Annotated in this window: 28 protein-coding genes; 22 read left to right on the top strand and 6 right to left on the bottom strand. The window is 59.9% G+C overall.

Going from position 1 to position 24613, the window contains the following annotated elements:
- The first annotated feature begins 232 nt into the window (after nucleotides 1-232).
- The 8 genes from mprF to PH552_RS24325 all read left to right on the top strand — a co-directional run bounded on the left by mprF (nucleotide 233) and on the right by PH552_RS24325 (nucleotide 9140).
- A complete protein-coding gene (gene mprF / locus PH552_RS24360; RefSeq protein WP_113250497.1) occupies nucleotides 233-2842 on the top strand; it encodes a bifunctional lysylphosphatidylglycerol flippase/synthetase MprF in 2610 nt (869 codons plus the stop codon).
- Nucleotides 2839-4236: an AcvB/VirJ family lysyl-phosphatidylglycerol hydrolase gene (locus tag PH552_RS24355; RefSeq protein WP_113250498.1), complete on the top strand. Its 1398-nt coding sequence runs from the start codon at nucleotides 2839-2841 to the stop codon at nucleotides 4234-4236. Before mprF ends, PH552_RS24355 begins: the two co-directional genes overlap by 4 nt.
- Nucleotides 4237-4431: 195 nt before the next feature.
- A complete protein-coding gene (locus tag PH552_RS24350) occupies nucleotides 4432-5106 on the top strand; it encodes an HAD family hydrolase (RefSeq protein ID WP_145644518.1) in 675 nt (224 codons plus the stop codon).
- 105 nt (nucleotides 5107-5211) lie between these two features.
- Entirely contained in the window at nucleotides 5212-5799 is a 588-nt protein-coding gene (locus tag PH552_RS24345) for a 5-formyltetrahydrofolate cyclo-ligase (protein ID WP_285166324.1), read from the top strand.
- 3 nt (nucleotides 5800-5802) lie between these two features.
- Nucleotides 5803-6627 (top strand): TIGR00282 family metallophosphoesterase, encoded by an 825-nt coding sequence (locus PH552_RS24340; protein ID WP_285166323.1) that lies wholly within the window; start codon nucleotides 5803-5805, stop codon nucleotides 6625-6627.
- A gap of 174 nt (nucleotides 6628-6801) precedes the next feature.
- Nucleotides 6802-7644: an MBL fold metallo-hydrolase gene (locus PH552_RS24335; protein ID WP_113250502.1), complete on the top strand. Its 843-nt coding sequence runs from the start codon at nucleotides 6802-6804 to the stop codon at nucleotides 7642-7644.
- A gap of 85 nt (nucleotides 7645-7729) precedes the next feature.
- Nucleotides 7730-8281, top strand: coding sequence for a hypothetical protein (locus tag PH552_RS24330; RefSeq protein WP_145644519.1), 552 nt, complete (start codon nucleotides 7730-7732; stop codon nucleotides 8279-8281).
- A gap of 112 nt (nucleotides 8282-8393) precedes the next feature.
- Nucleotides 8394-9140 carry a YebC/PmpR family DNA-binding transcriptional regulator gene (locus tag PH552_RS24325; protein WP_095435726.1) on the top strand — a complete coding sequence of 249 codons (747 nt, stop codon included), beginning with the start codon at nucleotides 8394-8396 and terminating at the stop codon, nucleotides 9138-9140.
- A gap of 55 nt (nucleotides 9141-9195) precedes the next feature.
- On the opposite strand, the gene PH552_RS24320 is transcribed toward PH552_RS24325, so the two are convergent.
- Nucleotides 9196-9993 (bottom strand): anti-sigma factor family protein, encoded by a 798-nt coding sequence (locus tag PH552_RS24320; protein ID WP_113250503.1) that lies wholly within the window; start codon nucleotides 9991-9993, stop codon nucleotides 9196-9198.
- The gene (locus PH552_RS24315) at nucleotides 9990-10745 is read right to left on the bottom strand and encodes a sigma-70 family RNA polymerase sigma factor (protein WP_183764900.1); all 756 of its coding nucleotides are present in this window, start codon (nucleotides 10743-10745) and stop codon (nucleotides 9990-9992) included. The genes PH552_RS24320 and PH552_RS24315 overlap by 4 nt, the downstream gene beginning before the upstream one ends.
- 344 nt (nucleotides 10746-11089) lie before the next feature.
- Between PH552_RS24315 and PH552_RS24310 the strand changes: the two genes are divergently transcribed.
- The 3 genes from PH552_RS24310 to PH552_RS24300 all read left to right on the top strand — a co-directional run bounded on the left by PH552_RS24310 (nucleotide 11090) and on the right by PH552_RS24300 (nucleotide 13090).
- On the top strand, nucleotides 11090-12064 hold the full coding sequence (locus PH552_RS24310; RefSeq protein WP_113250505.1) for an MBL fold metallo-hydrolase: 975 nt from the start codon (nucleotides 11090-11092) through the stop codon (nucleotides 12062-12064).
- Between the two features lie 25 nt (nucleotides 12065-12089).
- Complete coding sequence (locus PH552_RS24305) at nucleotides 12090-12551, top strand: tetratricopeptide repeat protein (protein ID WP_113250506.1); 462 nt, start codon at nucleotides 12090-12092, stop codon at nucleotides 12549-12551.
- Between the two features lie 101 nt (nucleotides 12552-12652).
- Nucleotides 12653-13090, top strand: coding sequence for a DoxX family protein (locus PH552_RS24300; RefSeq protein ID WP_113250507.1), 438 nt, complete (start codon nucleotides 12653-12655; stop codon nucleotides 13088-13090).
- 67 nt (nucleotides 13091-13157) lie between these two features.
- Here PH552_RS24300 and PH552_RS24295 read toward each other — a convergent pair whose 3' ends face one another.
- Nucleotides 13158-14156, bottom strand: coding sequence for an LLM class flavin-dependent oxidoreductase (locus PH552_RS24295; protein WP_113250554.1), 999 nt, complete (start codon nucleotides 14154-14156; stop codon nucleotides 13158-13160).
- A 192-nt stretch (nucleotides 14157-14348) separates the two neighbouring features.
- Here PH552_RS24295 and ruvC point away from each other — a divergent pair, with 192 nt between their 5' ends.
- From ruvC to PH552_RS24255, 8 genes are all read left to right on the top strand, one after another.
- Entirely contained in the window at nucleotides 14349-14861 is a 513-nt protein-coding gene (gene ruvC, locus PH552_RS24290) for a crossover junction endodeoxyribonuclease RuvC (RefSeq protein ID WP_095435719.1), read from the top strand.
- A gap of 60 nt (nucleotides 14862-14921) precedes the next feature.
- On the top strand, nucleotides 14922-15173 hold the full coding sequence (locus PH552_RS24285; protein WP_069611835.1) for an AbrB/MazE/SpoVT family DNA-binding domain-containing protein: 252 nt from the start codon (nucleotides 14922-14924) through the stop codon (nucleotides 15171-15173).
- Between the two features lie 2 nt (nucleotides 15174-15175).
- Entirely contained in the window at nucleotides 15176-15589 is a 414-nt protein-coding gene (locus PH552_RS24280; RefSeq protein ID WP_112343399.1) for a type II toxin-antitoxin system VapC family toxin, read from the top strand.
- A 12-nt stretch (nucleotides 15590-15601) separates the two neighbouring features.
- Entirely contained in the window at nucleotides 15602-16216 is a 615-nt protein-coding gene (ruvA, locus tag PH552_RS24275; protein WP_113250508.1) for a Holliday junction branch migration protein RuvA, read from the top strand.
- Between the two features lie 154 nt (nucleotides 16217-16370).
- The gene (gene ruvB / locus PH552_RS24270) at nucleotides 16371-17411 is read left to right on the top strand and encodes a Holliday junction branch migration DNA helicase RuvB (RefSeq protein ID WP_113250509.1); all 1041 of its coding nucleotides are present in this window, start codon (nucleotides 16371-16373) and stop codon (nucleotides 17409-17411) included.
- Complete coding sequence (locus PH552_RS24265; RefSeq protein WP_145644520.1) at nucleotides 17412-18314, top strand: metallophosphoesterase; 903 nt, start codon at nucleotides 17412-17414, stop codon at nucleotides 18312-18314. It begins immediately after the preceding gene.
- Between the two features lie 6 nt (nucleotides 18315-18320).
- Entirely contained in the window at nucleotides 18321-18830 is a 510-nt protein-coding gene (locus PH552_RS24260) for an NUDIX hydrolase (protein WP_183764855.1), read from the top strand.
- An 11-nt stretch (nucleotides 18831-18841) separates the two neighbouring features.
- Nucleotides 18842-19405, top strand: a complete 564-nt coding sequence (locus tag PH552_RS24255; RefSeq protein ID WP_113250511.1) for a DinB family protein — start codon at nucleotides 18842-18844, stop codon at nucleotides 19403-19405.
- Here the strand turns inward: PH552_RS24255 and PH552_RS24250 are convergent.
- Genes PH552_RS24250 through PH552_RS24240 form a run of 3 tightly spaced genes read right to left on the bottom strand, consistent with a single transcriptional unit; the run spans nucleotide 19350 to nucleotide 22380 of the window.
- Nucleotides 19350-20300, bottom strand: a complete 951-nt coding sequence (locus PH552_RS24250) for an NAD-dependent epimerase/dehydratase family protein (RefSeq protein WP_113250512.1) — start codon at nucleotides 20298-20300, stop codon at nucleotides 19350-19352. The two genes, PH552_RS24255 and PH552_RS24250, sit on opposite strands and share 56 nt — an antisense overlap.
- A complete protein-coding gene (locus PH552_RS24245) occupies nucleotides 20297-21160 on the bottom strand; it encodes a glycosyltransferase (protein ID WP_246698633.1) in 864 nt (287 codons plus the stop codon). The genes PH552_RS24250 and PH552_RS24245 overlap by 4 nt, the downstream gene beginning before the upstream one ends.
- A complete protein-coding gene (locus PH552_RS24240) occupies nucleotides 21160-22380 on the bottom strand; it encodes an NAD-dependent epimerase/dehydratase family protein (protein WP_113250513.1) in 1221 nt (406 codons plus the stop codon). The genes PH552_RS24245 and PH552_RS24240 overlap by 1 nt, the downstream gene beginning before the upstream one ends.
- A gap of 136 nt (nucleotides 22381-22516) precedes the next feature.
- Here PH552_RS24240 and ybgC point away from each other — a divergent pair, with 136 nt between their 5' ends.
- The 3 genes from ybgC to tolR all read left to right on the top strand — a co-directional run bounded on the left by ybgC (nucleotide 22517) and on the right by tolR (nucleotide 24608).
- The gene (gene ybgC / locus PH552_RS24235; RefSeq protein ID WP_112343431.1) at nucleotides 22517-22972 is read left to right on the top strand and encodes a tol-pal system-associated acyl-CoA thioesterase; all 456 of its coding nucleotides are present in this window, start codon (nucleotides 22517-22519) and stop codon (nucleotides 22970-22972) included.
- Between the two features lie 427 nt (nucleotides 22973-23399).
- Nucleotides 23400-24122, top strand: coding sequence for a protein TolQ (tolQ, locus tag PH552_RS24230; RefSeq protein WP_112343405.1), 723 nt, complete (start codon nucleotides 23400-23402; stop codon nucleotides 24120-24122).
- A gap of 27 nt (nucleotides 24123-24149) precedes the next feature.
- Nucleotides 24150-24608 (top strand): protein TolR, encoded by a 459-nt coding sequence (gene tolR / locus PH552_RS24225; RefSeq protein ID WP_069611827.1) that lies wholly within the window; start codon nucleotides 24150-24152, stop codon nucleotides 24606-24608.
- Nucleotides 24609-24613 lie beyond the last annotated feature (5 nt).

Here is a 24613-nt window from a genome sequence, read left to right as displayed (position 1 = left end):
GTGTGGATAAGCTTAAAAGCCGGGTGAATGACAAAATCCTTTAAATAATAACAGATTCATTGGTGGCGGAACGGGGCCTGCGCCAAAATTGCCTAAATTCAGAACGATGGGAGCGCGCGTCATACCGGGCCTGCTGAAAGAAGCGTATGCGGCAACACGAAGACACACTGCCGGTGTTACTGGATGTTCCCGATAATCAGGACCGGCAAAGGTCATTATAAACAGGTAGAAGATGTCGAGCCCAATCGATCTGGAAAATGCCGATGAGGAATTGGAAGAGCGTGGCGGTTTCGTCGGTCTGTTGAACCGCTATCGCGCGCTGATCGTCGCCCTTCTCACCGTCGCCGTCTTCTGCATCGCCGCCTATGCGATCTACGATCTGACCAATGAAGTGCGCTATGACGACGTCGTTCACGCCCTGACGACGACCAAGATCTCTTCGGTGCTGCTCGCACTGCTGTTCACCGGCCTGAGTTTCGCTTCCCTGATCTTCTACGACCAGAACGCGCTTGAATATATCGGCAAGCGGCTGCCGTTCCCGCATGTGGCGCTGACCTCCTTCAGCGCCTATGCGGTCGGCAATACCGCCGGTTTCGGCGCGCTCAGCGCCGGTGCGATCCGCTATCGCGCCTATACCCGGCTCGGCCTCTCGCCAGATGACATCACCCGCGTCATCGCCTTCGTCACGCTTGCCTTCGGTCTCGGACTGGCCGCCGTCGGTTCGATCGCGTTGCTTGTCATCGCCGATGAGATCGGCCCGTTGATCAATGTCAATGGATTGTGGCTGCGGCTGGTCGCCATTGCCATCCTCGCTGCACTTGCTTTCGTCGTCTATGCCGGCCGCAACGGTCGCGAGGTGCGCATCGGGCCGATCGCCGTCCGCCTGCCGGATTCGCGGACCTGGTCGCGGCAATTCCTCGTCACCGCTTTCGATATCGCCGCATCGGCCTCCGTGCTCTACGTGCTGCTGCCGGAATCCTCGATCGGTTGGCCCGGCTTCTTCGCCATCTATGCCATTGCCGTCGGACTTGGCGTGCTCAGCCATGTCCCGGCCGGCTTCGGTATTTTCGAAACGATCATCATCGCCTGGCTCGGCAGCTCGGTGAACGAAGATGCGGTGCTGGGTTCACTGGTCCTCTATCGCGTCATCTACAACGTCATACCGCTCGTCATCGCGATTGCCGCGATCTCCGTGGCGGAGCTGCGCCGCTTCGTCGATCATCCCGTCGCGTCGAGCATGCGCCGCATCGGTGCCCGTCTCATGCCGCAGCTGCTGTCTGCTTTTGCACTGCTGCTCGGCATGATGCTGGTCTTTTCGAGCGTGACGCCGACGCCGGACCAGAACCTGATCGTGCTTTCCGACTATCTGCCGCTATCGCTCGTCGAAAGCGCGCATTTCCTCTCGAGCCTTCTCGGGCTTGCGATCATCGTCGCGGCGCGCGGCCTCAGCCAGCGTCTCGACGGCGCCTGGTGGGTCGCGATCTTTTCGGCGCTGCTGGCGCTGTTCTTCTCGCTGTTGAAGGCGATCGCCATCGTCGAGGCCGGGCTGCTCGCCTTCTTCGTTTTCAGCCTCATGGTCAGCCGCCGCCTGTTCAGCCGGCCCGCTTCGTTGCTCAACCAGACGCTTACCGCCGGATGGCTGACGGCGATTGCCGTCATCTGCATCGGCGCCATTGTGGTGCTGTTCTTCGTCTATCGCGATGTCGGATACAGCAACGAGCTCTGGTGGCAGTTCGAATTTGCCGACGAGGCGCCTCGCGGCCTTCGCGCAGCGCTCGGCATTTCCATCCTCTCCTCGGCGATCGCGATCTTCAGCCTGCTGCGTCCCGCGACAAAGCGGCTGGAGCCTGTAACCGACGACGCGGTGACGCGCGCCGTCGAAATCGTTCGCAAGCAAGGCGTGGCCGACGCCAATCTGGTGCGCATGGGCGACAAGAGCATCATGTTCTCTGAAAAGGGCGATGCCTTCATCATGTATGGCAAGCAGGGCCGCTCCTGGATCGCACTGTTCGATCCGGTCGGTCCGCGCCAGGCGCTGCCCGATCTCATCTGGCGCTTCGTCGAGGCTGCGCGAGCCGCAGGATGCCGTTCGGTATTCTACCAGATTTCGCCGGCGCTTCTGTCCTATTGTGCGGATGCCGGTTTGCGTGCCTTCAAGCTCGGCGAACTGGCCGTGGTCAACCTTGCCAATTTCGAACTGAAAGGCGGCAAATGGGCCAACCTCAGGCAAACCGCGAGCCGCGCGGTCCGCGACGGACTAGAATTTGCCGTTATCGAGCCTCAGGATATACCTGCAGTCATGGATGAGCTTGCCCATGTGTCGGACACATGGCTTGCCGATCACAATGCCAAGGAAAAGAGCTTTTCGCTTGGCGCGTTCGACCCGGATTATGTGTGCTCGCAGCCGATCGGCGTGTTGAAGAAGGATGGTAAGATCGTCGCTTTTGCGAATATCCTGATGACGGAGACCAAGGAAGAGGGATCCGTCGACCTGATGCGTTTTTCGCCCGATGCCCCGAAGGGTTCGATGGACTTTCTGTTCGTGCAGATTCTCGAATATCTCAAGGAGCAGGGCTTTCAGCGTTTCAACCTCGGCATGGCGCCGCTGTCGGGCATGTCGAGACGGGAATCGGCGCCGGTTTGGGACAGGGTCGGAGGGACTGTCTTCGAGCATGGCGAGCGTTTCTACAACTTCAAGGGGCTTCGTGCCTTCAAATCCAAGTTCCATCCTGAATGGCAGCCGCGCTACCTGGCTGTTTCGGGAGGTGTCAGTCCAATGATCGCGTTGATGGATGCCACATTCCTCATCGGAGGCGGACTTAAGGGGGTCGTGAGGAAATGATCTTGAAATACGCAATGTCGTTGGCTTTCGCCGGCATGGTGTCGCTGAGCCTTCTGGTATCGGGGCCGGCGCGCGCTGAGGCCGACGATGCCAAATATGATCTGGGCATGATCCCCGCGCCGCACATCATGCGTCCGCAAGGTAAGGTGACGAGCGAAGTCGTTCTGATTTCCGACCTTGCTGGCTGGAGCGACAAGGAAAAGGCGGTCGCCGACAAGCTCGTTGCCAACGGCACGCTGGTCATCGGCATCGATTATCCGTCCTTTCTGGCTTCGCTCAACAAATACGACGTCAGCCAGAACGACGGCTGCATCTACATCGTCGCGGATCTGGAATCGCTGAGCCAGCAGGTGCAGCGCTCCTTTGCCGACAGTACCTATCAGCTGCCCATCATTGCCGGCGTCGGCGCAGGCGGCGCCATGGCGCTGACCATTGCCGCCCAGACGCCGGATGCGACGATCGCCGGCACGCTGGCCGTCGATCCGACCGCCGGCATCGGTCTGAAGCAGGAGCTCTGCACGCCGGCCGAGAAGAAGACCGATGGCGACATGGTGTCCTTCGGCCTGCAGGAAGGTGCGCTGCCCAACCCGATCCTCGTGACTTTCACGCCGAATGCACCGAAGGATGGACGCGACCATGTCGAGGAGATCCAGAAGGAACATCCCGACGTTCAGTCGACGGATTCGGGCAATGGCGATACCTATGCGACGCTCGAGGCTTCGCTTGCCGATCTGATGAAATCGATCGACAGCTCCAAGTCGCCGCTTGGCCTTCCCCTCGATGTCATGGAAACGACGCCGACCGAAGATACGCTTGCGATCGTCTATTCGGGCGATGGCGGCTGGCGCGATATCGACAAGGAGGTCGGCAGCTATCTGCAGGATCAGGGCATCCCCGTCGTGGGCGTCGACTCGCTGCACTACTTCTGGTCGGAGCGGGATCCGCAACAGACGGCCGATGATCTTGCCCGCATCATCGATTTCTACACCAAGCGCTTCAAGGTCAAGCACGTGGTGCTGGTGGGCTATTCCTTCGGCGCCGATGTATTGCCGGCGAGCTATAATCGCCTGAAACAGGCCGAAAAGAACAAGATCGTCCAGATGTCGCTGCTTTCTCTGTCACAGAAGGTCGACTATGTGATCTCGGTCATGGGTTGGCTCGGCGCTTCGAGCCAGGGCAAGGGCGGCGATCCCGTCAACGACCTCAAGTCCGTCAATCCGAAGATGGTACAGTGCGTCTACGGCAAGGACGACGACGAGGATGTCGCATGCCCGCTGTTGAAGGGCACCGGCGCCGAAGTCATCGCCATGGATGGCGGTCATCATTTCGATGACGACTACGAGGCCCTGGCGAACCATATCATCAACGGCCTGAAGAGCCGCCTCGGCGAGTAGCATTCATGACGCGCGGCATGCTTGCTTGCCGCGCGTCCCATCCTGTTCCTTCCCGTTACCGCAGGCAGATGCCTTTTCCTGGATGCTCGGCGCAGCATTTGTTTGCTTCTTGCCGCGGCTGCCGCTAGTCGGAAGGATACATAGCATGAGCGCCGGTTTCACGCCGCTCGCCGTCACATCCAGAAAGGTCCATCCTTGTCCGCTGCATCGTCCTCCGCCTTCACCAAGACCTATTCCGGTTTCCTGTTCGACATGGACGGCACGATCATCAATTCGATTGCTGCTGCAGAGCGTGTCTGGGGCAATTGGGCACGCGCTCAGGGTCTTGATGTCGAGAAGTTCATGCCGACCATGCATGGCAAGCGCGGGGTCGATACCATCGGCCAATTGAATCTGCCTGATGTCGATCCGATCGCGGAGGCGCTGAAGATCACCGAAGCCGAGATCGCCGATGTCGAGGGTGTCATCGCGCTGCCGGGCGCCGTCGATTTCCTTGCATCACTGCCGCCGGAGCGCTGGGCGATCGTTACCTCGTCGCCCTATCGGCTGGCGCTGGCGCGGCTGGACGCGGCCGGGATCCCGGTTCCGCGCTTCATGGTTACCGCCGAAGACGTGAAGGTCGGCAAGCCTGATCCGCAGGGCTATATTCTCGGCGCGCAGCGCCTCGGCCTCAGCCCATCGGAGTGCCTGGTGTTTGAAGACGTCTTGGCCGGCGTCAAGGCGGGCGAAGCGGCCGGTGCCGATGTGGTGGTCATCACCGCCACGCATTCGCATCCGATCGAGACCGGTCATACGACGCTGCAGAACTATGAGAATGTTCGCGCGCATGTGGATGGCGACGGAAAATTGTCGATCACCCGCAAGGACTGAAAGAGCTGACTTCCTTCTGCGACGGCTGGATGTCGCTTTCGCGCTTTGCAACGGGCGCCCGGCTCATTATGTTTTCGCGATATCATAGATACTTGCGAAGATCCGATGAGCCCCAAAGAGCTGAAAGCCCGATACCGTAACGAATGCCTGGCGGCGCGCGATGCCATTCCGGCCGATGAGCGCATCGAAAAAGGCCTTGCCATGCTTGCCCATGGCGGCGATGTCATCGATGTCGAACCGGGGACGGTTGTCTCCGGCTTTCTGCCAATCCGCTCCGAAGTGGATATAAGGCCGCTGATGGCGCGGCTGCGGGAACGTGGTGCACGGCTTTGCGTGCCCGCCATCCTCGACCGCAACACGATCGTCTTTCGGGAGCTTGTTGCGGGTGCGCCGCTGGTTCCCGTCGGATTCGGAACTTTCGGCCCGGGTCCCGATGCGGCGGTGTTCGATCCCGATGTCATGCTCGTGCCGCTTTCGGCCTTTGACAGAAGCGGGCATCGTATTGGTTATGGGGCGGGCCATTACGATCGCGCTATCGAGCGTTTGCATCAAAAAGGCTTGAATCCCCAGCTGATCGGCATTGCATTCGATTGCCAAGAAGTGCGATCAGTACCGGCTGAGCCGCATGATGTCCGTCTTGACGCGATTTTGACCGAGAGCGGACTCAATTTCGTTTCGGAAGTGATTGGATAGCGAATGCGGCTGCTTTTTCTGGGAGATATGGTCGGCAAGACGGGACGAACCGCGGTGTGGGAACGCCTGCCGGGGCTCGTATCCGACCTGAAGCTCGATTTCGTCGTCGTCAATGGCGAAAACGCCGCCGGCGGATTCGGCATCACCGAGGTCATCTTCCTTGAGACGATCAATGCCGGCGCCGATGTCGTGACAACGGGCAACCATGTCTGGGACCAGAAGGAAGCCGTTGTATTCTGCGAGCGCCACGACCAGTTCCTGCGCCCCGCCAACTATCCGGCCGGCACGCCCGGCCGCGGCTCCGGCCTCTATTATGCCCGCAACGGCGCCCGCGTCCTCGTCGCCAACATCATGGGCCGCGTCTTCATGCATCCTGAGCTGGACGATCCCTTCAAGTCGGCAGAAGCCATTCTTGACGCCTGCCCGCTGAAGGAACAGGCCGATGCGATCGTCTTCGATTTTCATGCAGAGGCGACGAGCGAGAAACAGTGTTTCGGCCATTTCGTCGATGGCCGTGCGAGCTTCGTCGTCGGCACCCATACGCATGTGCCGACCGCGGACGCGCAGATCCTCAATGGCGGCACCGCCTATATGTCGGATGCCGGCATGTGCGGCGATTACGATTCTTCGCTCGGCATGGACAAAGAGGAACCGTTGAACCGCTTCATTTCGAAGATGCCGAAGGGACGTTTCGAGGCGGCTTCGGGGCCTGCCACCATCTGTGGCGTCGGCGTCGAGATTTCCGACACGACGGGATTGGCCGAAAAAATCGCGCCGCTGCGGCTCGGACCGCGTCTTGCGGAAACCATTCCGGACTTCTGGCGCTGATCGCTGCACTAGAGCCGGATGATTTTAGGTCAGGTCGACCTAAAATCTGAATCCGCTCTATAATTCATCATCGGCATATGATGACGCGATTGTGAGCAATCCCATCTGATTGCCGCTGGACCCGTTTCCGATCATGTCGCATCCTTCGGCCACTATCTGGCTTGAGGGGATGGCATGTTACAGCGATTTCCTGTCCTTGCCGTGTTTTTCCTGGCGATCATCCTCAGCTGGAACGTCGCGGACGCCCAGCAGAATCCGGTTCGTCCGCAACCCAGCCAATGCCAGGCGATCGCGCAGTCCCTGCCCAAGGCGACATTCGTCAGCTTTTCTCCTCCCGGTCCGACGCTCGCCAATGATCCGGTTAATGGTGATGTGAAGATCACCTTCCTCGACCATGCCACGCTTTTCATCGAAACGCCGGGCGGCGTTTCCATCGCCACGGATTATAGCGGCGCCTATCCACCGCCCTATACGCCTGAGGTCGTGACGATGAACAAGGCGCATCCGAGCCACTACACGCTCACGCCGGACCCGGCGATCAAATATGTGCTGCATGGATGGAGCGACGTGCCCGGAGAGCCGGCAAAGATCCGCATGACCGTCGGTGATACGCTGATCCGCAATGTCGTCACCGATATTCGTCCCTGGGGTGGCGGCATCGAAGCCAACGGCAATTCGATCTTCATCTTCGAGGTGGCGGGCCTCTGTATCGGCCACCTCGGGCATCTGCATTTCGAACTCACCGACCAGCAATATGCCGAAATCGGCCGGCTCGATGTCGTGATGGTGCCGGTCGACGGCGGCTTGACCATGGGGGCCGACAGCATGAGCCGCGTGGTGAAAAGGCTGCGCTCGTCGCTCATCCTGCCCATGCATCGCTGGGGTCCACCGGTCGATCAGTTCCTGGCCCTGTTCGGTCCCGACTTCGATGTCGGCTATGCGCCGACCGCGAGCGTCACGGTGTCGGTGAAGACCCTGCCGCGCAAGCCGCTGATCTATGTGCTCAAGGGGCTATGACGATTTTCGTTGAGATATATATCCCGTCCATCTATGCAACTTCTGCTAGGCATGATCGATTGTGCTGTACCATTGGGGGAAGCGCATGAATCGGGTTCTTTTCACTGCATTAGTAGCTGCGGCGTTGTCGGAATGCGTCTCATCAAACCCGGTCAACACGACGCCCGATGGCTATCGCATCGAAAAATTCAGCCAGGGAACGGTTTCTATTGGCAAGAGCGCAAATCTGTTGGCCGCTGGCAGTTGGAGCGTGTCATGCCCAGCCGATGCAATGACCGACAAACGCAATTGTAGCATTACGTCCCTGTCGGGGGCTTTGTTCATTGACTACGGCAGTTCGCCGACACCCCAACGCGTCTGCCTCTTGTCACATGATGCGCCGGGCATGACTGCATTGATCAGAGTTGATAACCATCCGGCGGTAGCTACCGATACATATGGTTGCGTTCCGGCAAGCCGGATCATTCAACAGATGAGAAGCGGCAGTACTTTTCTGGCGCGCGTCGGCGCCATCAATGACTGGTCGCCCGATCTACGACCCGTAATCAAGGACGAACGCGCGTCACTCGAGGGATTGAACAAGGCCATGGAAACCGTCGGCGATATTCGGGCAGGCAAGCTTGTCGTCAAGCCATAGGAATGTGGCGGAAGGCCCCGACCGACACCATTATCCGGCTTTTCACTTGAATGAAGGCCGCTTCGCTCTTATAAGGCGGCCATTCCCAACAAAAGACGTGAACAGGGGTGCCATGGCTGGCCATTCACAGTTTAAAAACATCATGCACCGCAAGGGCCGTCAGGACGCGGTGCGGTCGAAAATGTTCTCCAAGCTGGCGCGCGAAATCACGGTCGCTGCCAAGATGGGTCTGCCCGACCCGGCCATGAACGCAAGCCTGCGTCTGGCGATCCAGAACGCCAAGGCGCAGTCGATGCCGAAGGACAATATCGATCGCGCCATCAAGAAGGCTTCCGGTGCCGACACCGAGAATTACGATGCGATCCGTTACGAGGGCTACGGTCCGGGCGGCACGGCGATCATCGTCGAAGCACTGACCGACAATCGCAACCGCACGGCGTCCAACGTCCGTTCGATTTTCACCAAGGCCGGCGGTGCGCTTGGCGAAACCGGTTCGGTGTCCTTCTCCTTCGATCACGTCGGGGAAATCACCTACAAGCCTTCCGCCGGTGATGCCGACAAGGTCATGGAAGCGGCGATCGAGGCCGGCGCCGATGACGTCGAAAGCGACGAAGAAGGCCATGTGATCATCTGTGCCTTCGAATCCCTCGGCGAAGTCGCCAAGGCGCTCGAAGCGACGCTCGGCGAAGCCGAAACTGTCAAGGCGATCTGGCGCGCGCAGAACAACGTGCCGGTCGACGAAGAAAAGGCCCAGTCGCTGATGAAGCTCATCGAAAACCTGGAAGACGATGACGACGTCCAGAACGTCTATTCGAACTTCGAAGTTTCTGACGAAGTTCTGGCCAAGCTCTCGGCCTGATCCTTTGCAGTTATTCAAGAAAAGCCGGCTGTAGAAACGCAGCCGGCTTTTCGCGTTATGGGGCTGTCGCGCGGATAAAATCGTCGCGGAAGGTGGAGAGATCCGGTGCGGCGACATCGGAGACTGCCCAGAAGACCAGTCCATCCGCATGCCATTCGACGAAATTGTAGCCCTCCTTCTCGGCATTGTTTTTGGCTCGCGCAGCGCCCGGCCAGATGAAGAGATTGATGACATGGCCGTGCCGGCGATAGATCAGCGCCGCCACCACCCGCCCGTCGAGATAATCCACCCTGCCACCGACGAGAGGGAAGCCCTGTGTCGCCAGATCGACCACGGGCGGGGAGAAATCGATCTTGCCGTTGAACCATGGTTTGACCGTGTGCTGGTCTGAGGTCAGCACGTCGGTCAGATGGTCGGCGAGCATCGAGCGCACATGGCTTGCGAGAAGCTGATCCTCGATCGTCTGGCTCTGCTGCTGCACGTTCAGCACCAGCATTAGGCTGGCGGCGAGAACGGCAAGCGAGGGCACGAAGCTCCATTCGCGCACGAGCCGCCAGACATGCTGCCACGGGCTGTCCATGTGGCTCACGGCTGCGCGCCTCATCATGGATTGCTCCAGCGTGAGTGCCGCCTGCACGCGGGCATGGACGGTATCAGGCGCCTGCCATTTCACACCCTCGCGTGCGGAAAGACGCTTGACCATCAGGGCATTCTCCATCTCGCCGGCGCAGTCCCGGCAGGTGGCCAGATGTGCCTCGAAGCGCGCGGCATTGGCTGCGTCAAGTTCGCCGTCGATGAAGCCGTGCAGCAGGTCGTTCCATTCGCCGTGATCATTATGGTCTCCGCCGTTCATCGTGCCGCCCCTTTTCCTTCGAGGCTGCGCCAGACTTCGCCGAAATCGCGGCGGGCACGGGCGAGCCGCGACATGACGGTGCCGATCGGCGCATCGATGATCTCGGCGATTTCCTTGTAGGAGAGATCCTCGAGTTCGCGCAGGACCAGAACCTCGCGCATGGCATCAGGCAGCCTTTTGATGACCTCGCGCACGCGCTGCGTTTCCGACTTGCGGATGAAGGCCGCCTCGGGCGTATCCTCCTCGGAGGCGGGATCAGGGGAAGGCGAGCCTTCATCCGAATCCCGTTCGTCCGACATCGGCTGCTCATAGCGGGTCTTGCGCCGGCCCTCCTGCAGCCAGGCGTGATAGCAGTTGCGGACGATGGTGAAGGTCCATGCGCGGGCATCGCCATCGCGAAAGCCGCCGAAGCCGCGATAGGCGCGAAGATAGGCCTCCTGCACGATATCCTGCGCGGCATCGGCATCGCGGCTCAGGAAACGCGCGAAATTATAAGCGGCGTCGAGATGCGGGATGATCGTTTGCTGGAAGCGGCGCATGCTCTCGTCGGGCAGCGCGGTCGCGTGCTTCAATGGCTCCGCGCTGGCAGCGGATTGAGCGACCGCCATCTGGACGGCGTGATTGCCGGGCTTCGCCTCGGCAATGAAACGACGCAGGCGAGCCAGAAATCGGGCAAACCTGCCGATCGCGGTGTTTTGCGGCGAGTGCCATGTCCATGGGCGGGGCTGGCCGCCAAGTATCATCGAACTCATAGGTCGGGCGTCTGTCATCGTGATCCCCGCAAAACGCCGCTGCTGACTGTAAGCTTCAGCTAAGGCGCTTGCAATGTTGCCTGAGAGGCTAGATCGCGCTTGCGCGGGTTTTATTCCCGGTCGGATGAAAAAATCAAAGGCGAGGGAATGCGGAATGTCCGTCATCCCATCCGCCAATCCCTCGCCGCTAAAATAATCAAATGGATTTCAATGGCTTGCAAGAAATCTTCGGTCGAGGGGGGAATAAGCGCTCATTACCATCGATCTTCTTCCTCAGTGGACGGCCGCGATCGCTTGCGACCTCCGCCTGGCCCGAAAAGCCATAACCACGAGGAGATACTGCGATGTTTGATATGACCCGCCGCGCCGTGCTCGGCACGGCTGCAGCTGCGGCAGCCTTCGGGCTGTCGTCGAAGCTCGAATTCATACCGCAAGCCTTTGCCGCCACGCCGCTGGAGCCGACGGTCGGCTTCTACAAATACAAGGTCGGTTCGATCGAGGTCACGGCCATCTATGACGGCATCTGGCGCAAGCCGCACGATCCGGCCTTCATCAAGAACGCCTCCGTCGAAGACACCAAGGAAGCGCTTTCAAAGGCCGGTCTGACCACCGACTTCATGCCCATTCCGCTGACCGTCGTCGTCCTTGATATCGGCGGCCGCAAGATCATGATGGATGCCGGCTCCGGTGTCGGGCAATGGCAGACCAACGCCACGCATCTGCCGGCCAACATGGCCGCCGCCGGCATCGACTACAAGAAGATCGATACCATCATGATCTCGCATTTCCATCCCGACCACGTCTGGGGCCTGATGGAAAAGGGAACGAACGCGGCCGTCTTCCCGAATGCCGAGCTGGTCGTCAACGCGACCGAATACAAGTGGTGGACCGATCCCGGCCGTGTCGACAAGCTGGCGGAGGGCCGCAAGGAAGCCGGCCGGCGCATCGCCTCAGTCTTTCCGACATGGAAGAACTGGAAGCTGGTCGATGACAATGCCGAAGTGGCGCTCGGCGTTCACATGCTGGCCGCTTACGGCCATACGCCGGGGCACTCGGTCTTCTTCATAGATGGCGGTAGCGAACAGCTGATGGTCTCGGCCGACATCATGTATGTGCCGGCGCTGCTTGCACCCCATCCCGAATGGGAGGGTGCCTACGACCAGGACGGCCCGATGGCCGTCGCCACCCGCCGCAGGCTGATCGACCGCGTCATTGCCGACAAGATCAGGATCTGCGGCTCGCACTTCCCATTCCCGGGCTCCGGCACCTTCGTCAAGGACGGCAATGCCTACGGATTTACCCCCACCATCCAGGCCTGAGTGGCCAGAAAGAGGAGCAACTACCATGTTCAGACATGCCATTTTCGGGATCGCCGGCCTGTGCGCTGTCGCCATCCTTCCGGCCGCAACGGCAGGCGTTGCCTTTGCCGTCGATAATATGGAATCGACCGATGCGCCGGACCTGACCTCCGTGCGTGCCAAGATCGACGCCAAGGACTATGCCGGAGCACTCGCCGAGCTTCGCGATATCGCCGAGGAGCACCAGCAGGCCGATGTCTACAATCTGATGGGCTTCACCCTGCGCAAGACCGGCGACTTCAAGACATCGCTGACCTACTACACCAAGGCCCTGGAACTGCAGCCGGATCATAAGGGCGCGCATGAATATCTCGGCGAACTCTATGTCGAGACCGGCGATATGCCCAAAGCCCGCGAGCAGCTGGCAACGCTGACCAAGCTTTGCCCTAGTGGATGCGAGGAGCTTGAGGATCTGACCAAGGCGATCTCCGCCAAGGCAACCAACTGACGCTGTGTTTCAATCGATCCGGTGGCCTTCCATTTGATCATGTCGTGGGATGCCGCCGGACAGGATCGGAAATCTATGAATCTGACGGGAAGGAGATGGTCATGGAATTCGAAGAGGGGAGTGCAGTTCTCGTGAACATGACCGATATGGCATTGCTGTTCGGTCGCATACTGCTGTCGCTGCTCTTCCTGGAAGAGGGCATCGAACTTGCCAGCAATTTGGACAATGCCTTGGATGCCATGGCCAGGCTTGGCGTCACGGCTCCCATCGCGGTTGCAACCATCGTGCTGCAGCTTGGCGCGGGTCTCGCCATTGCGCTTGGCCTGATGACCCGGTTGGCCGCATTTGGCCTCGGCCTGTTCTGCTTGCTGACGGCGATGCTTTTTCACACGAACTTCGCCAGCCACAACGAGCTGCTGCATTTCGAAAAGGATTTGGCGATCGCCGGCGGCATGTTTGCGCTGATCGTCGCCGGCGCCGGCAAGCTGTCGCTCGACATGCTCATCCGGCGCCACTGGAAGACGAGGCTCGTGGCTTGAGCCGTCGATCGTCCGGTGAGCCGCACAAAGGGCTTCTGCTCACCGGTTGAGCTGCTTTCCCCGAGAATCAGGAGACCTTCTTGAAGCTCGGAAGCGTTGCGAAGAGTTCCACCGACTTCAGCCGCGCCTCGATGTCATGGATCGGCATCGAAATGATCACTTCATCAGCCTCCGTATCCCGGATGAACTGCGAAATCTTCTTTTCGGCCGTCTCAGGTGAGCCAACGATGGCATAGCGCAGCGTGTTTTCCACATTCAGCTTTTCCATCGGCGTCCAGAAATCGTCCATGTCGCTGCGCGGGCGCGGGAAGGGGCCACGCACGTTGCGGCGGAGGTTGACGAATTGCTGTTGTGCGGAGGTGAAGTGATACTGCGCTTCTTCGTCCGTATCGGCCACAGCGCCCATGGCGCCGACCATCACATAGGGCTTATCGAGCGTGGCCGAGGGCGTGAAGCGCTCACGGTAGATGGCGATGGCATCCATCAGGGCTTCCGGCGCGAAATGCGAGGCGAAGGCATAGGGCAGGCCGAGCATGGCGGCGAGATGGGCGCTGTAAAGGCTGGAGCCGAGCAGCCAGATGGGGATGTTGGCGCCATGGCCGGGAACGGCAAGGATGATCTGGTTGTCGTCGGCCGGGCTGAAGAGGTGCTGCAGTTCGACGATATCCTGCGGGAAACTCTGCGCACCGGCATCGATATTGCGCCGCAGGGCTTGCGCCGTGCGCATGTCCGTGCCCGGCGCGCGCCCAAGGCCGAGATCGACGCGGCCGGGAAACAATGCTTCCAGCGTGCCGAATTGCTCGGCAATCACCAGCGGTGAGTGGTTCGGCAGCATGACGCCGCCCGAACCGATGCGGATGCGCGAGGTTGCCGCGCCGACATGGCCGATGACGACCGACGTCGCGGCGCTGGCGACACCCGGCATGCCGTGATGCTCGGCAAGCCAGAATCGGTTGTAGCCCAGCTCTTCCGCCTTCTGCGCCATGCGCTTCGAACTCTCGAAGGACTGGCTGATGGTGCTGCCTTCGGCAACGGGCGAAAGATCGAGGATGGAAAAGGGAACCATGGCAAGAACCTGCGTGGTGGAAAGGAGGGGTTGCTTGCACATGTAGGAGCGCTGCATGCCTATTCCAAACCCTGTCGCCGCAATTTCGTCACGATGTTTTCAGCGCGGCTCCGGCAATCGCAATCTGTCCCTTGTTTTTGTTTTGTTCACATTTTGCTGGCACATGTCGGGCCTGAAAGATAGGTTTGACCCATGCAAAATACGATTCGCATCATCGGCATCGATCCGGGCTTACGCCGCACCGGCTGGGGTATCATCGATACCCTAGGCAACTCCCTGCGTTTCGTCGCGTCGGGGACCGTGACGTCGGACGGCGACATGGATCTCGCATCCCGCCTTTGCCAGCTTCATGATGGTCTTGCCGATATCGTGCACAGCTACAAACCGGATGAGGCCGCGGTCGAACAGACCTTCGTCAACAAGGATGCCGTGGCGACGCTGAAGCTCGGCCAGGCGCGTGGCGTCGTCATGCTGGTGCCGGCACGCGCCGGCCTGCCGGTGTCGGAATATGCGCCGAATGCCGTCAAGAAGGCCGTCATCGGCGTCGGCCACGGCGAGAAGCAGCAGATCCACATGATGTTGAAGATCCTGATGCCCAAGGTCGAGTTCAAGGGCAATGACGCCGCCGACGCGCTGGCTATCGCCATATGCCATGCCCATAACCGCGGCACCAGCAGACTGCGGCAGGCAGCACTGGCCGGATAGTTTGTTCTTGACTTGTTCCTATGGTAATGATAATTCTTACTTTGTAATTGGAGAGTAAGAATGCGTGTGACATCCAAGGGACAGGTGACTATCCCCCGCGACTTGCGTCAGTTGGCTGGCATAGAGCTCAACAGCGAGGTCATATTCTCCATCGAGGATGGAAAGCTGGTTGTTTCGCCCAAGAACGGCAAGCGGGAGATTGAGGATCGGCAGCGGCTCGATCGGTTCATGGCTACCCTCAAGCGCCTGGAAGGCACCGGTGATCAGGATATCGACGCCGAAGCGCTAATGTCGATGACGCGTGACCGGTAGGCATGGTCACCATCGTCGACACGAATGTGTTGGTTGATCTGGCGATATCTGGTTCAGCCTGGCACGGCTGGTCCAGTGGGCAGGTTCTTTCAGCTTTCAAGCGAGGACCGGTGGTTATCAACCCCATTATCTACGCGGAATTCTCTGTGCGTTATAGCAGCATGGATCAAGTGGACGAGCTGCTGCCGCAAAGCGAATTTCGCCGTGAAAGCCTTCCCTGGCCAGCAGCATTTGCCGCAGCAGCGGCTTTTAGGGTTTATCGGCAGGCTGGCGGTGGAAGAGACCGCATTCTTCCAGACTTTCTGATCGGAGCACACGCTGCAGTGCGCGGCTACTCCATATTGACGCGTGATCCCAAGGGCTATCGCTCCTACTTTCCCTCGCTCGACCTCATCACCCCCGAAACCCATCCCTGACGGACATCATCCATGATCGGCAAGCTGAAAGGCACAATCGAAGAGATCCGCGAGGACTATGTGCTCGTGGACGTGCACGGCGTCTGCTACGTCGCCTATTGCTCGGCCCGGACGCTGTCGAAACTCGGTTCGGTCGGCGAGGCCTGCATTCTCTTCATCGAGACCTATGTACGCGAAGACCAGATCCGCCTTTTCGGCTTCATGACGGCGCTGGAACGCGAATGGTTCAACATCGTGCAGACGGTTCAGGGTGTCGGTGCGAAAGTGGCGCTGGCGCTGCTGTCGACCCTGACGCCGGCCGAGCTTGCCAATGCTATCGCCTTGCAGGATCGTGCTGCCGTTTCGCGGGCGCCCGGTGTTGGCCCGAAGGTCGCCATGCGTATCGTGACGGAACTGAAGAACAAGGCACCGGCCTTTGCCGGCGATGCTGCCAATATCGGGCTCAAGCAGGAGCTTGGGGAAGGTGTTGCCGCAGCGCCCGTTGCCGACGCCGTCTCGGCGCTGACCAACCTCGGCTATTCCCGCGATCAGGCCGCCAACGCCATCGCCGCGGCAATGAAGGCAGCTGGCGAGGGTGCCGACAGCGCCAAGCTGATCCGCCTCGGCTTGAAGGAACTGTCGCGGTGAGGCTTTGCACCTTCCGCAATCCTTACTATTGTCGCAAAGTCGAGAGATCGACATGGGGTGCTCCGTCGTCAAAGACTATTTTTGAGTGCGGCAGAATAAATGCTGCCTTCGGCGCGGGAGCCGCAAAACGCATACCGGAAATGGAACCTCTGACATGAGTGAAGCCGCACGTCTGATATCGCCGGAAAAGCGGGGCGAAGACATCGATGCGACGCTCAGACCGCAATCGCTGGACGAGTTTACCGGCCAGGCGGAAGCGCGCGCCAATCTGAAGGTCTTCATCGAGGCGGCCAAGGGGCGTGGCGAGGCGCTGGATCATGTGCTGTTCGTCGGCCCACCTGGCCTCGGCAAGACGACCTTGGCGCAGATCATGGCCAAGGAACTCGGCGTCAACTTTCGCTCGACGTCCGGTCCGGTCATCGCCAAGGCGGGCGATCTGGCGGCGCTGCTCACCAATCTCGAAGAGCGCGACGTACTCTTCATCGACGAGATCCATCGGCTCAATCCGGCCGTCGAAGAAATCCTCTATCCTGCGATGGAAGATTTCCAGCTCGATCTCATTATCGGCGAAGGCCCGGCGGCGCGTTCGGTGAAAATCGATCTCGCCAAGTTCACGCTGGTTGCTGCCACCACCCGCCTCGGCTTGCTGACGACGCCGCTGCGCGACCGTTTCGGCATTCCGGTACGTCTGAGTTTCTATACGGTCGAAGAGCTGGAGCTGATCGTTCGGCGCGGTGCGAGGCTGATGGGCCTCGGTATGACCGACGAGGGTGCGCGCGAGATTGCAAGACGCGCCCGCGGCACGCCGCGCATCGCCGGCCGCTTGCTGCGCCGCGTGCGCGATTTCGCCGAGGTCGCCAAGGTCGAAGCGGTGACGCGCGAGATTGCCGACGAGGCGCTGACACGGCTTCTCGTTGACAATGTCGGCTTCGACCAGCTCGACAAGCGCTACCTCAATATGATCGCGGTCAATTTCGGCGGCGGGCCGGTCGGCATCGAAACCATAGCCGCCGGGCTTTCCGAGCCGCGGGATGCGATCGAGGATATTATCGAGCCCTACATGATCCAGCAGGGCTTTATCCAACGCACGCCGCGCGGCCGTGTTTTGACCGCGATTGCCTGGAAACATCTCGGCATGCAGCCGCCCAAGGATCTGGAGGCCGCGCAGTTCGGGTTGTTCCGGGAGGAAGATTGAATGCTCGGCCGTCGTGCCTTCCTGAAGCTTTTCGGCGGCAGCATATTGGGATTGATGGCACTCGGGGGATATGCCTTCGGCTATGAGCCGGTCGTTCGTCTCAATGTCACCCGCTACGCCTTGGTCCCGCCGGGATGGGCGCCTGGGCTGAAGCTCAGGATCGTGGCGCTTGCCGATTTTCATGCCTGCGAGCCATGGATGAATGCCGAGCGCATCGCTTCGATCTGTGACCGCGCAAACCAGCTCGGCGGCGACATTATTTTGCTGCTCGGCGATTATACGTCGGGAACGGACCTTATTACCTCACGCGTCGATCATCGTATCTGGGCGGCGGAACTGGCAAAGCTGCAGGCGCCGCTCGGGGTTCATGCCATTCTCGGCAATCATGATTGGTGGCATGATTCGAGCGCGCAAAGAACCGGCCATGGGCCGACATTCAGCCATCGGGCATTGGAAGCTGTTGGCATCGAAGTCTATTCCAACCGCGCGGCACGCCTGGAGAAGAACGGACAAGGCTTCTGGCTTGCCGGCGTCGAGGATCAGCTCGCGCTGCGCCGGAGCTTGCGCTGGAAGCGTCCCTTCACCAAGGGACTGGACGATCTCGGCGGCACGCTGGCGCAGGTCGGCGATGATGCGCCCGTGATCCTTCTCGCCCATGAGCCCGATATCTTTCCCGCCGTTCCCCAGCGTGTCTCGCTCACTTTGTCGGGGCATACGCATGGCGGGCAGGTGAGGATTTTCGGCTGGTCGCCCTATTCGCCTTCGCGCTATGGCGACCGGTATGTCTATGGCCATATCGTCGAGGAGGAGCGCCATATCATCGTATCCGGCGGCCTCGGTTGCTCCATCGCGCCGGTCCGCTTCGGCGTTCCGCCTGAAATCGTCGTGATCGACGTGGGATAGGGGATCATGTCGAAACGCAAACTCATCAGATTGAATGCCGGTCCCCAGCGCTTCCAGATGCGCGTTGCGGGCCTTGGATTTCGGGACGGCCATGTCCTGGTGCATCGCGCCGTGCACGAGCATTTCTGGACTTTTCCCGGCGGCCGTGCGGAGATCGGCGAGACCTCGCAAGAGACGTTGCGGCGGGAGATGATGGAGGAGATCGGCGTTAACGTTACGGTCGGGCGTCTGCTCTGGTCGGTCGAGAATTTCTTCCATTACGAAGAGATGGATTGGCATGAGCTCGGCCTCTATTATCTGATGGAGATTCCTGCCGACTTTCCCTTCGATCCGAAGGAAATCGTACATCGCATTCAAGATGGCGACAACGATCTGGAGTTCAAATGGGTGCGGGCGACGCGCGATGCGCTGGTTGCGCTCGACATCCCGCCCTATTTCATCGCCGAAGAAATCGAGGCCTTGCCGCTGACGTCTCGCCATCTCGTCTGGCGGGATGGTGATCTCGACAAGGCTTGAGGAGGAGGCTTATGTCCGCTTTCGATCCGGTTCGCAGCTTTCGCAAGCTTGCCTATAACAACGCATTGGCGAATGTCCGGCTGCATCGTGCCTGTGCGGCCCTGCGGCCCAGCGAATTCGAGGCCAAGCGCGTCAGCTTCTTTCCGTCGATCAAGGCAACCCTCAATCATATCCTGACGGTCGACTGGTTCTACGTCGACGCACTTGAAGGCGGCACTCTGGGCCTCAAAGCTTTTGATATCGAGGAGCCGTATGACCGGCTGGACGAGTTGAGCCAGGAGCAGGCCGACGTCGATCGCCGGCTGGTTGCTCTATGCGAGGCGCTGACGCCGGAGATCGCGATGCGGATCATCGATATCCAACGCGACGGCCGCATCCAGCGGGAGAGGGCGGACGATGTGCTGAACCATCTGTTCCAGCATCAGACGCATCATCGCGGGCAGGCCCATGCCATGCTGGCCGGAACCAGCGTCGCGCCGCCGCAGCTCGATGAGTTCATCGTTTCCGACGATGCGCGCTTCAGGGGCGAGGAATTGGCAGCGCTTGGTTGGGACGAAACGAAGCTGATGCGCTGAGATCGACTCGAGGCGATATCGTCTTCGCCAGCGTTTCGATCGTCCGCTGTAGCAACGCCTTTCCGCCGCCCTTCCATCCGAGCGCGCGGATCTTCGACGTATTCATGGCATTGGTTTCGTATGCTGCAGGCGCTGGCAGCGCGTGCGGACAGCCGGTTGCGCTTTGAAGATACCCCAGGATTTCGCGCGTGTCGGTGAGTATATCGGAGAGATTGAAGGCTTTGCCGTCAATGCGGGCAGCTTCCGTCTCCAGCAAAAGACGGATAGCGCGGCCTAGATCGCGGCCATGAACCTCGGTTCCGGCCCGCGCGGGAACCGGCTTGCCGCTCAGATAGTCGTCGAACAACGCGCCCCATTTGTTCGGTCGCAGGTCGCCATAGACGCCTGTCGCTCTCAGGCTCGTGGTCGCAAAGCCAGGCGTGGACAGAGAAAAAAGTGCGTGTTCGGCGTCGCGCTTCACCTCGCCGTAGAGCGTGTTTGGCATCAGCTTGATCGCCTCGGTCAGCTCCTCTCCGGAAATCCTGTCTCCATAGACGGCACGGGAGGAGAGAAAGATGCAGCGACGAATGCCGGCCTTCCGCGCCGTCTCGAAAAGCCTGACCGAGCCGTCGAGATTGAGCCGGCGAAAGCCTTCCGGATCGTCCCCTTCGCCGCCGCGATATTTGCCGGCGACATGGCTGAAGGCGGCGTGCACGAAGAAATAGGCATCGTCGAAAGCGCCGCTCTGATTCTCCATCGGGTCAAGGCTTAAGGGGACGAAAGAGACGGGCTGTGAAAAGAGGCCCGATGGAGGCGGATTGCGTCCGCCGATCGCAACCTTGTATCCGGCTGATAGCAGCTCTTCGGCGATGTATCGGCCGACGAGGCCTGTTCCGCCCGAGATCAGGACCTTCATGCCGCCGCCCGGGGATTTGCGAGCGCGGCGATGTCGGGCATATTTCCGCCGGTATGGAAGCTATGCCATAGCTCGATCAGTGGTTTCAACTGTTCCGCCTTGGGGTGGTTTTCCTCCCAAGGTTTTTCATACTGGTAGTGCAGGATCGAGACACTGTTCCAATCCCAGAGCGCGGGCATGCTGAACCAGACATATTGCAGCATGTTCATGAAGATCGGCAGGCCGTGCCAATCCGGGAAGAAGGTCTCGAGAAAGGTCTGGTCCGTGCGCCGCCAGAAGACGTCGGGACGGTCGAGGCTCTCCAGCATATGCCGGAAGGTCGCAAGCGACGGCTTGGCGACGAAGACGCCCGAATTCAGCCGGTGGAAATCGGCAAGGCTTTCATAGACGTTCGGGGCGGCCGAAAATTCCGGATAGTCGAAGAGCCTATCGACGTTTCTCAACACGAGCGCGTCCGCATCGATGAAGACGCAGGTGCCGTATTCGATCAGCTGCCAGAGTCGCAGCTTGCAGAAATTGTCGAGCGGCGTGTGGAAGGAGGGCTTGCGGCCCTTGGTGAATGGGGCGGCGGCGTGAAGATTGCCGCGGGCATGCCGCTCGTTGAAGGCATCCGACAAGGGAAGATGCTCGACTTCCACCAGCCGGCAGTCGAGTGCTGCCAATGGGACGAGGTCGTTTTCGCCGACCCCTTCCGTATGCAACACGACGATATCGGCTTTCGTGCCGCTGCGCACGATCGAGCGGGCAAGCGCCAGCGCACCCATGGCATAATCGGCATTCGTGACGAGCGTCACGAATGCCTGCCCGGCACGAGGGCGGCTGTGAGGCCGCAAGCCTTGCAGCATTTCGCTTCCAAGCATCATGATACGGACTTCAGCCTCTTGCCCTCGGGATCATGGTTGACCGTCGCGGCGAGATCCCTGGTCCAGGCGGAGATGGCCGGCACGCGCGAGCGATCGACGCGATAGGCATATTTCCTGGCGACGTCGACGATTTCGCTGAGAAGGCCGGCTTCAAGCGTGATCGGCGCCAGCCCGAGATCGAGGAATTTTTCGTTCTTGACGATCAGGTCGTTTTCGGGCGCTTCCTTGCGCGGATTGGGCAGACGGACGACTTCCGCGCCGCTCATCTTGGCGATCATCTCGGCGAGATCGCGCACGCGATGCGTTTCCGTCATCTGGTTGAAGATCTCGACGCGGGCGCCGCGAGCCGGCGGATTCTTTAGCGCGAGTTCGATGCAGCGCACCGAATCCTGAATATGGATGAAGGCGCGGGTCTGGCCGCCGGTGCCGTGTACGGTCAGGGGATAGCCGATGGCGGCCTGGATGAGGAAGCGATTGAGCACCGTGCCATAATCGCCGTCGTAATCGAAACGGTTGATCAACTGCTCATGCCGGCGCGTCTGTTCGGTGTGGGTACCCCAGACGATGCCCTGATGCAGGTCAGTGATCCTCAGCCCGTCATTCTTGGCATAGAATTGGAAAAGCAGCTGATCGAGGCACTTCGTCATGTGGTAGATCGAGCCGGGATTGGCGGGGTAAAGGATCTCCTGGCTGACGGTACGACCGTCGGCCGTATCGATGCCGACGGGCAGATAGCCCTCCGGAATAGCGGCACCCACCGTGGAATAGCCATAGACGCCCATCGTGCCGAGATGCACGAGATGCGCGTCGAGATTGAGTTCGACGAGCGCGTTCAGGAGATTATGCGTGGCATTGACGTTGTTGTTGACCGTGTAGTTCTTGTGGCGGTCGCTCTTCATCGAATAGGGCGCGGCGCGCTGCTCGGCGAAATGCACGATGGCATCGGGGCGATGCTCGGCCAGCCATTTTTTGAGGAGCTCATAGTCCTTGGCCAGATCAATCAGGTGGAAATGGATGCGGCGGCCGGTTTCGGCGTGCCATATACGGGTGCGTTCCTGAATCGAATCCATCGGCGTCAGCGACTGGACGCCGAGTTCGGTATCGATCCATCGGCGGGAAAGATTGTCGAGGATGTGGATCTCATGACCGGCGTCGGAGAGGTGAAGCGAGGTTGGCCAACCGATGAATCCGTCACCGCCCATAACCGCTATTTTCATGAGATTTTTCCTTCTGCGCCGATCCGCTAGCCGGCACCATTCCGGATAGTCGGAGTTTATGACAATTGTTCAAAGCTTGCTTGATGGCAGAACTTCGGCCAAAGAGATGCCGGACATTCAAGGAGATGCGGCAACGATGAACAGCCCCTTTCTGATTGCTGGGGAACTGGAAGCCGGAAGCCACCGGCTGGTGCAGCGAGTCTACTATGAGGATACGGATTTTTCCGGCCTCGTCTATCACGCGCGCTACCTGCATTTCCTCGAGCGCGGACGCACGGACTATCTGCGTTGTCTCGGCGTGGAACAGCGTGAACTCCTGAATGCCGATGAAGAGGGGCTGGTTTTCGTCGTCCATCGCATGGAGATCGATTTCAAGGGACCGGCGCGCATGGATGACGTGCTGACGATCCGAACGGTCACGGAAAAGGCCGGCGGCGCCAAGATGGTGCTGTCCCAGGAGATACGGCGCGGCGATACATTGCTGATCGCCGCCAAGGTCATCATCGCTGTGATCAACGCGAAAGGACGCCCGCGCCGTCTGCCGGAAAAGCTTGCGGCGCAGATGCTGGCGGCATCGGAGAATGCTGGCTAGCAAAGGATTTGGCGTCTTCACGTTCGCCGCGCGGCGGGAGCAAAGACCGCATGTTGAAAACAGGCTGCTTGCAATAACTTGAGTTTTATGTGAAGGAATTCGCCGCGCAAGCTTTGTCTGCGTTTGCCGCCGGTTTCGTCCGGTCAGTTCTTCCCTGGAGCTCCCTGGAGCTAGAATAACCTTCGCTGCCGTTAAATCCTTCATGTTTCGACGCTAACATTCTTTTAACCATAATAGTGTCTTACTGGTCATGTCGGAGTTTGTGCGGTGCACGCCTTCCTTTGACCAAATTTGACGGCAAGAAGGCAGTTGTAAGCTTGGAAGGCTTGACCAGGGCGTTCAGCGGCGGCTGCCAAACAATTCTTGTGAGATCACTTTTAGCCGCCCGGTCTAGCGCCGGGCGTTTGGATTCGGGGATTTTGGATCAATGGAACAAGTAGCATTGGCGGCGGCCACCACACCGGACATCACCCTCTGGTCGCTCTTCATGCAGGCGGGCCTGGTAGTCAAGCTCGTGATGATCGGCCTGCTGGCAGCGTCCGTATGGACCTGGGCGATCGTCATCGACAAATATCTGAGCTATGCGCGAGCGCGCCGGCAGTTCGATCATTTCGAGCAGGTCTTCTGGTCTGGCCAGTCGCTCGAAGAACTGTACCGCACGCTTTCGGAGCGCAACAATACGGGCCTCAGCGCCATCTTCGTCGCTGCCATGCGCGAATGGAAGAAGTCCTTCGAGCGCGGCGCCCGCTCGCCGATCGGCCTGCAGATGCGTATCGACCGCGCCATGGACGTGACGCTGGCGCGTGAATCGGAACATTTGACGGCGCGCCTCGGATCGCTCGCGACCATCGGTTCTGCCGGTCCGTTCATCGGTCTTTTCGGTACGGTTGTCGGTATCATGACCTCGTTTCAGGCGATCGCCGGTTCGAAGTCGACCAACCTTGCGGTTGTTGCGCCTGGTATCGCCGAAGCGCTGCTGGCAACCGCCATCGGCCTGGTCGCCGCTATCCCCGCCGTTATCGCTTACAACAAGTTTTCTGGCGATGCCGGCAAGCTCTCGGGCCGCATGGAAGGTTTCGCGGACGAATTCTCCGCCATCCTTTCGCGCCAGATCGATGAGAAGCTGCAGCCGCGTCAGGCAGCGCAGTAAGTAGCGGACAGAACCGGAGTATTTCACATGGCAATGTCTGTTGGAGGCAAGGGTGGCGGCGGAGGCCGCCGGGGTGGTCGTCGCGGCGGAGGCCGGGGCGGCCCGATCGCCGATATCAACGTGACGCCGCTGGTTGACGTCATGCTCGTGCTGCTGATCATCTTCATGGTGGCGGCACCGATGATGACATCGGGCGTGCCGATCGACCTGCCACAGACCCAGGCAGGCGCACTGAACGCCCAGACCCAGCCGATCACCATTTCGATCAAGGCTGATGGCCAGGTGTTCCTGCAAGAAACGCAGATCGATGTCGCTGAAATCGCCGCCAAGCTGCAGGCGATCGCGACCACGGGCTACAACGAGCGCATTTTCGTGCGTGGCGACGGCAAGGCGCCTTACGGTGTGATCGCCGACGTCATGTCACGTATCCAGGAAGCCGGTTACAAGAATATCGGCCTGGTTACGCAGCAGATAACGGACCACTGACGAAC

It is taken from the genome of Rhizobium aureum, assembly GCF_030182495.1.
Taxonomy (GTDB): domain Bacteria; phylum Pseudomonadota; class Alphaproteobacteria; order Rhizobiales; family Rhizobiaceae; genus Rhizobium; species Rhizobium tropici_C.
Note: the sequence above shows the minus strand (reverse complement) of the source record. Positions and strands in the feature narration are given on the sequence as shown.

Bases quoted from the DNA above. Each gene is read 5' to 3' on its own strand.
- mprF (WP_113250497.1), top strand. From the start codon at position 233: ATGTCGAGCCCAATCGATCTGGAAAATGCCGATGAGGAATTGGAAGAG.
- PH552_RS24355 (WP_113250498.1), top strand. From the start codon at position 2,839: ATGATCTTGAAATACGCAATGTCGTTGGCTTTCGCCGGCATGGTGTCG.
- PH552_RS24345 (WP_285166324.1), top strand. From the start codon at position 5,212: ATGAGCCCCAAAGAGCTGAAAGCCCGATACCGTAACGAATGCCTGGCG.
- PH552_RS24340 (WP_285166323.1), top strand. From the start codon at position 5,803: ATGCGGCTGCTTTTTCTGGGAGATATGGTCGGCAAGACGGGACGAACC.
- PH552_RS24335 (WP_113250502.1), top strand. From the start codon at position 6,802: ATGTTACAGCGATTTCCTGTCCTTGCCGTGTTTTTCCTGGCGATCATC.
- PH552_RS24330 (WP_145644519.1), top strand. From the start codon at position 7,730: ATGAATCGGGTTCTTTTCACTGCATTAGTAGCTGCGGCGTTGTCGGAA.
- PH552_RS24325 (WP_095435726.1), top strand. From the start codon at position 8,394: ATGGCTGGCCATTCACAGTTTAAAAACATCATGCACCGCAAGGGCCGT.
- PH552_RS24320 (WP_113250503.1), bottom strand. From the start codon at position 9,993: ATGAACGGCGGAGACCATAATGATCACGGCGAATGGAACGACCTGCTG.
- PH552_RS24315 (WP_183764900.1), bottom strand. From the start codon at position 10,745: ATGAGTTCGATGATACTTGGCGGCCAGCCCCGCCCATGGACATGGCAC.
- PH552_RS24310 (WP_113250505.1), top strand. From the start codon at position 11,090: ATGTTTGATATGACCCGCCGCGCCGTGCTCGGCACGGCTGCAGCTGCG.
- PH552_RS24305 (WP_113250506.1), top strand. From the start codon at position 12,090: ATGTTCAGACATGCCATTTTCGGGATCGCCGGCCTGTGCGCTGTCGCC.
- PH552_RS24300 (WP_113250507.1), top strand. From the start codon at position 12,653: ATGGAATTCGAAGAGGGGAGTGCAGTTCTCGTGAACATGACCGATATG.
- PH552_RS24295 (WP_113250554.1), bottom strand. From the start codon at position 14,156: ATGGTTCCCTTTTCCATCCTCGATCTTTCGCCCGTTGCCGAAGGCAGC.
- ruvC (WP_095435719.1), top strand. From the start codon at position 14,349: ATGCAAAATACGATTCGCATCATCGGCATCGATCCGGGCTTACGCCGC.
- PH552_RS24285 (WP_069611835.1), top strand. From the start codon at position 14,922: ATGCGTGTGACATCCAAGGGACAGGTGACTATCCCCCGCGACTTGCGT.
- PH552_RS24280 (WP_112343399.1), top strand. From the start codon at position 15,176: ATGGTCACCATCGTCGACACGAATGTGTTGGTTGATCTGGCGATATCT.
- ruvA (WP_113250508.1), top strand. From the start codon at position 15,602: ATGATCGGCAAGCTGAAAGGCACAATCGAAGAGATCCGCGAGGACTAT.
- ruvB (WP_113250509.1), top strand. From the start codon at position 16,371: ATGAGTGAAGCCGCACGTCTGATATCGCCGGAAAAGCGGGGCGAAGAC.
- PH552_RS24265 (WP_145644520.1), top strand. From the start codon at position 17,412: ATGCTCGGCCGTCGTGCCTTCCTGAAGCTTTTCGGCGGCAGCATATTG.
- PH552_RS24260 (WP_183764855.1), top strand. From the start codon at position 18,321: ATGTCGAAACGCAAACTCATCAGATTGAATGCCGGTCCCCAGCGCTTC.
- PH552_RS24255 (WP_113250511.1), top strand. From the start codon at position 18,842: ATGTCCGCTTTCGATCCGGTTCGCAGCTTTCGCAAGCTTGCCTATAAC.
- PH552_RS24250 (WP_113250512.1), bottom strand. From the start codon at position 20,300: ATGAAGGTCCTGATCTCGGGCGGAACAGGCCTCGTCGGCCGATACATC.
- PH552_RS24245 (WP_246698633.1), bottom strand. From the start codon at position 21,160: ATGCTTGGAAGCGAAATGCTGCAAGGCTTGCGGCCTCACAGCCGCCCT.
- PH552_RS24240 (WP_113250513.1), bottom strand. From the start codon at position 22,380: ATGAAAATAGCGGTTATGGGCGGTGACGGATTCATCGGTTGGCCAACC.
- ybgC (WP_112343431.1), top strand. From the start codon at position 22,517: ATGAACAGCCCCTTTCTGATTGCTGGGGAACTGGAAGCCGGAAGCCAC.
- tolQ (WP_112343405.1), top strand. From the start codon at position 23,400: ATGGAACAAGTAGCATTGGCGGCGGCCACCACACCGGACATCACCCTC.
- tolR (WP_069611827.1), top strand. From the start codon at position 24,150: ATGGCAATGTCTGTTGGAGGCAAGGGTGGCGGCGGAGGCCGCCGGGGT.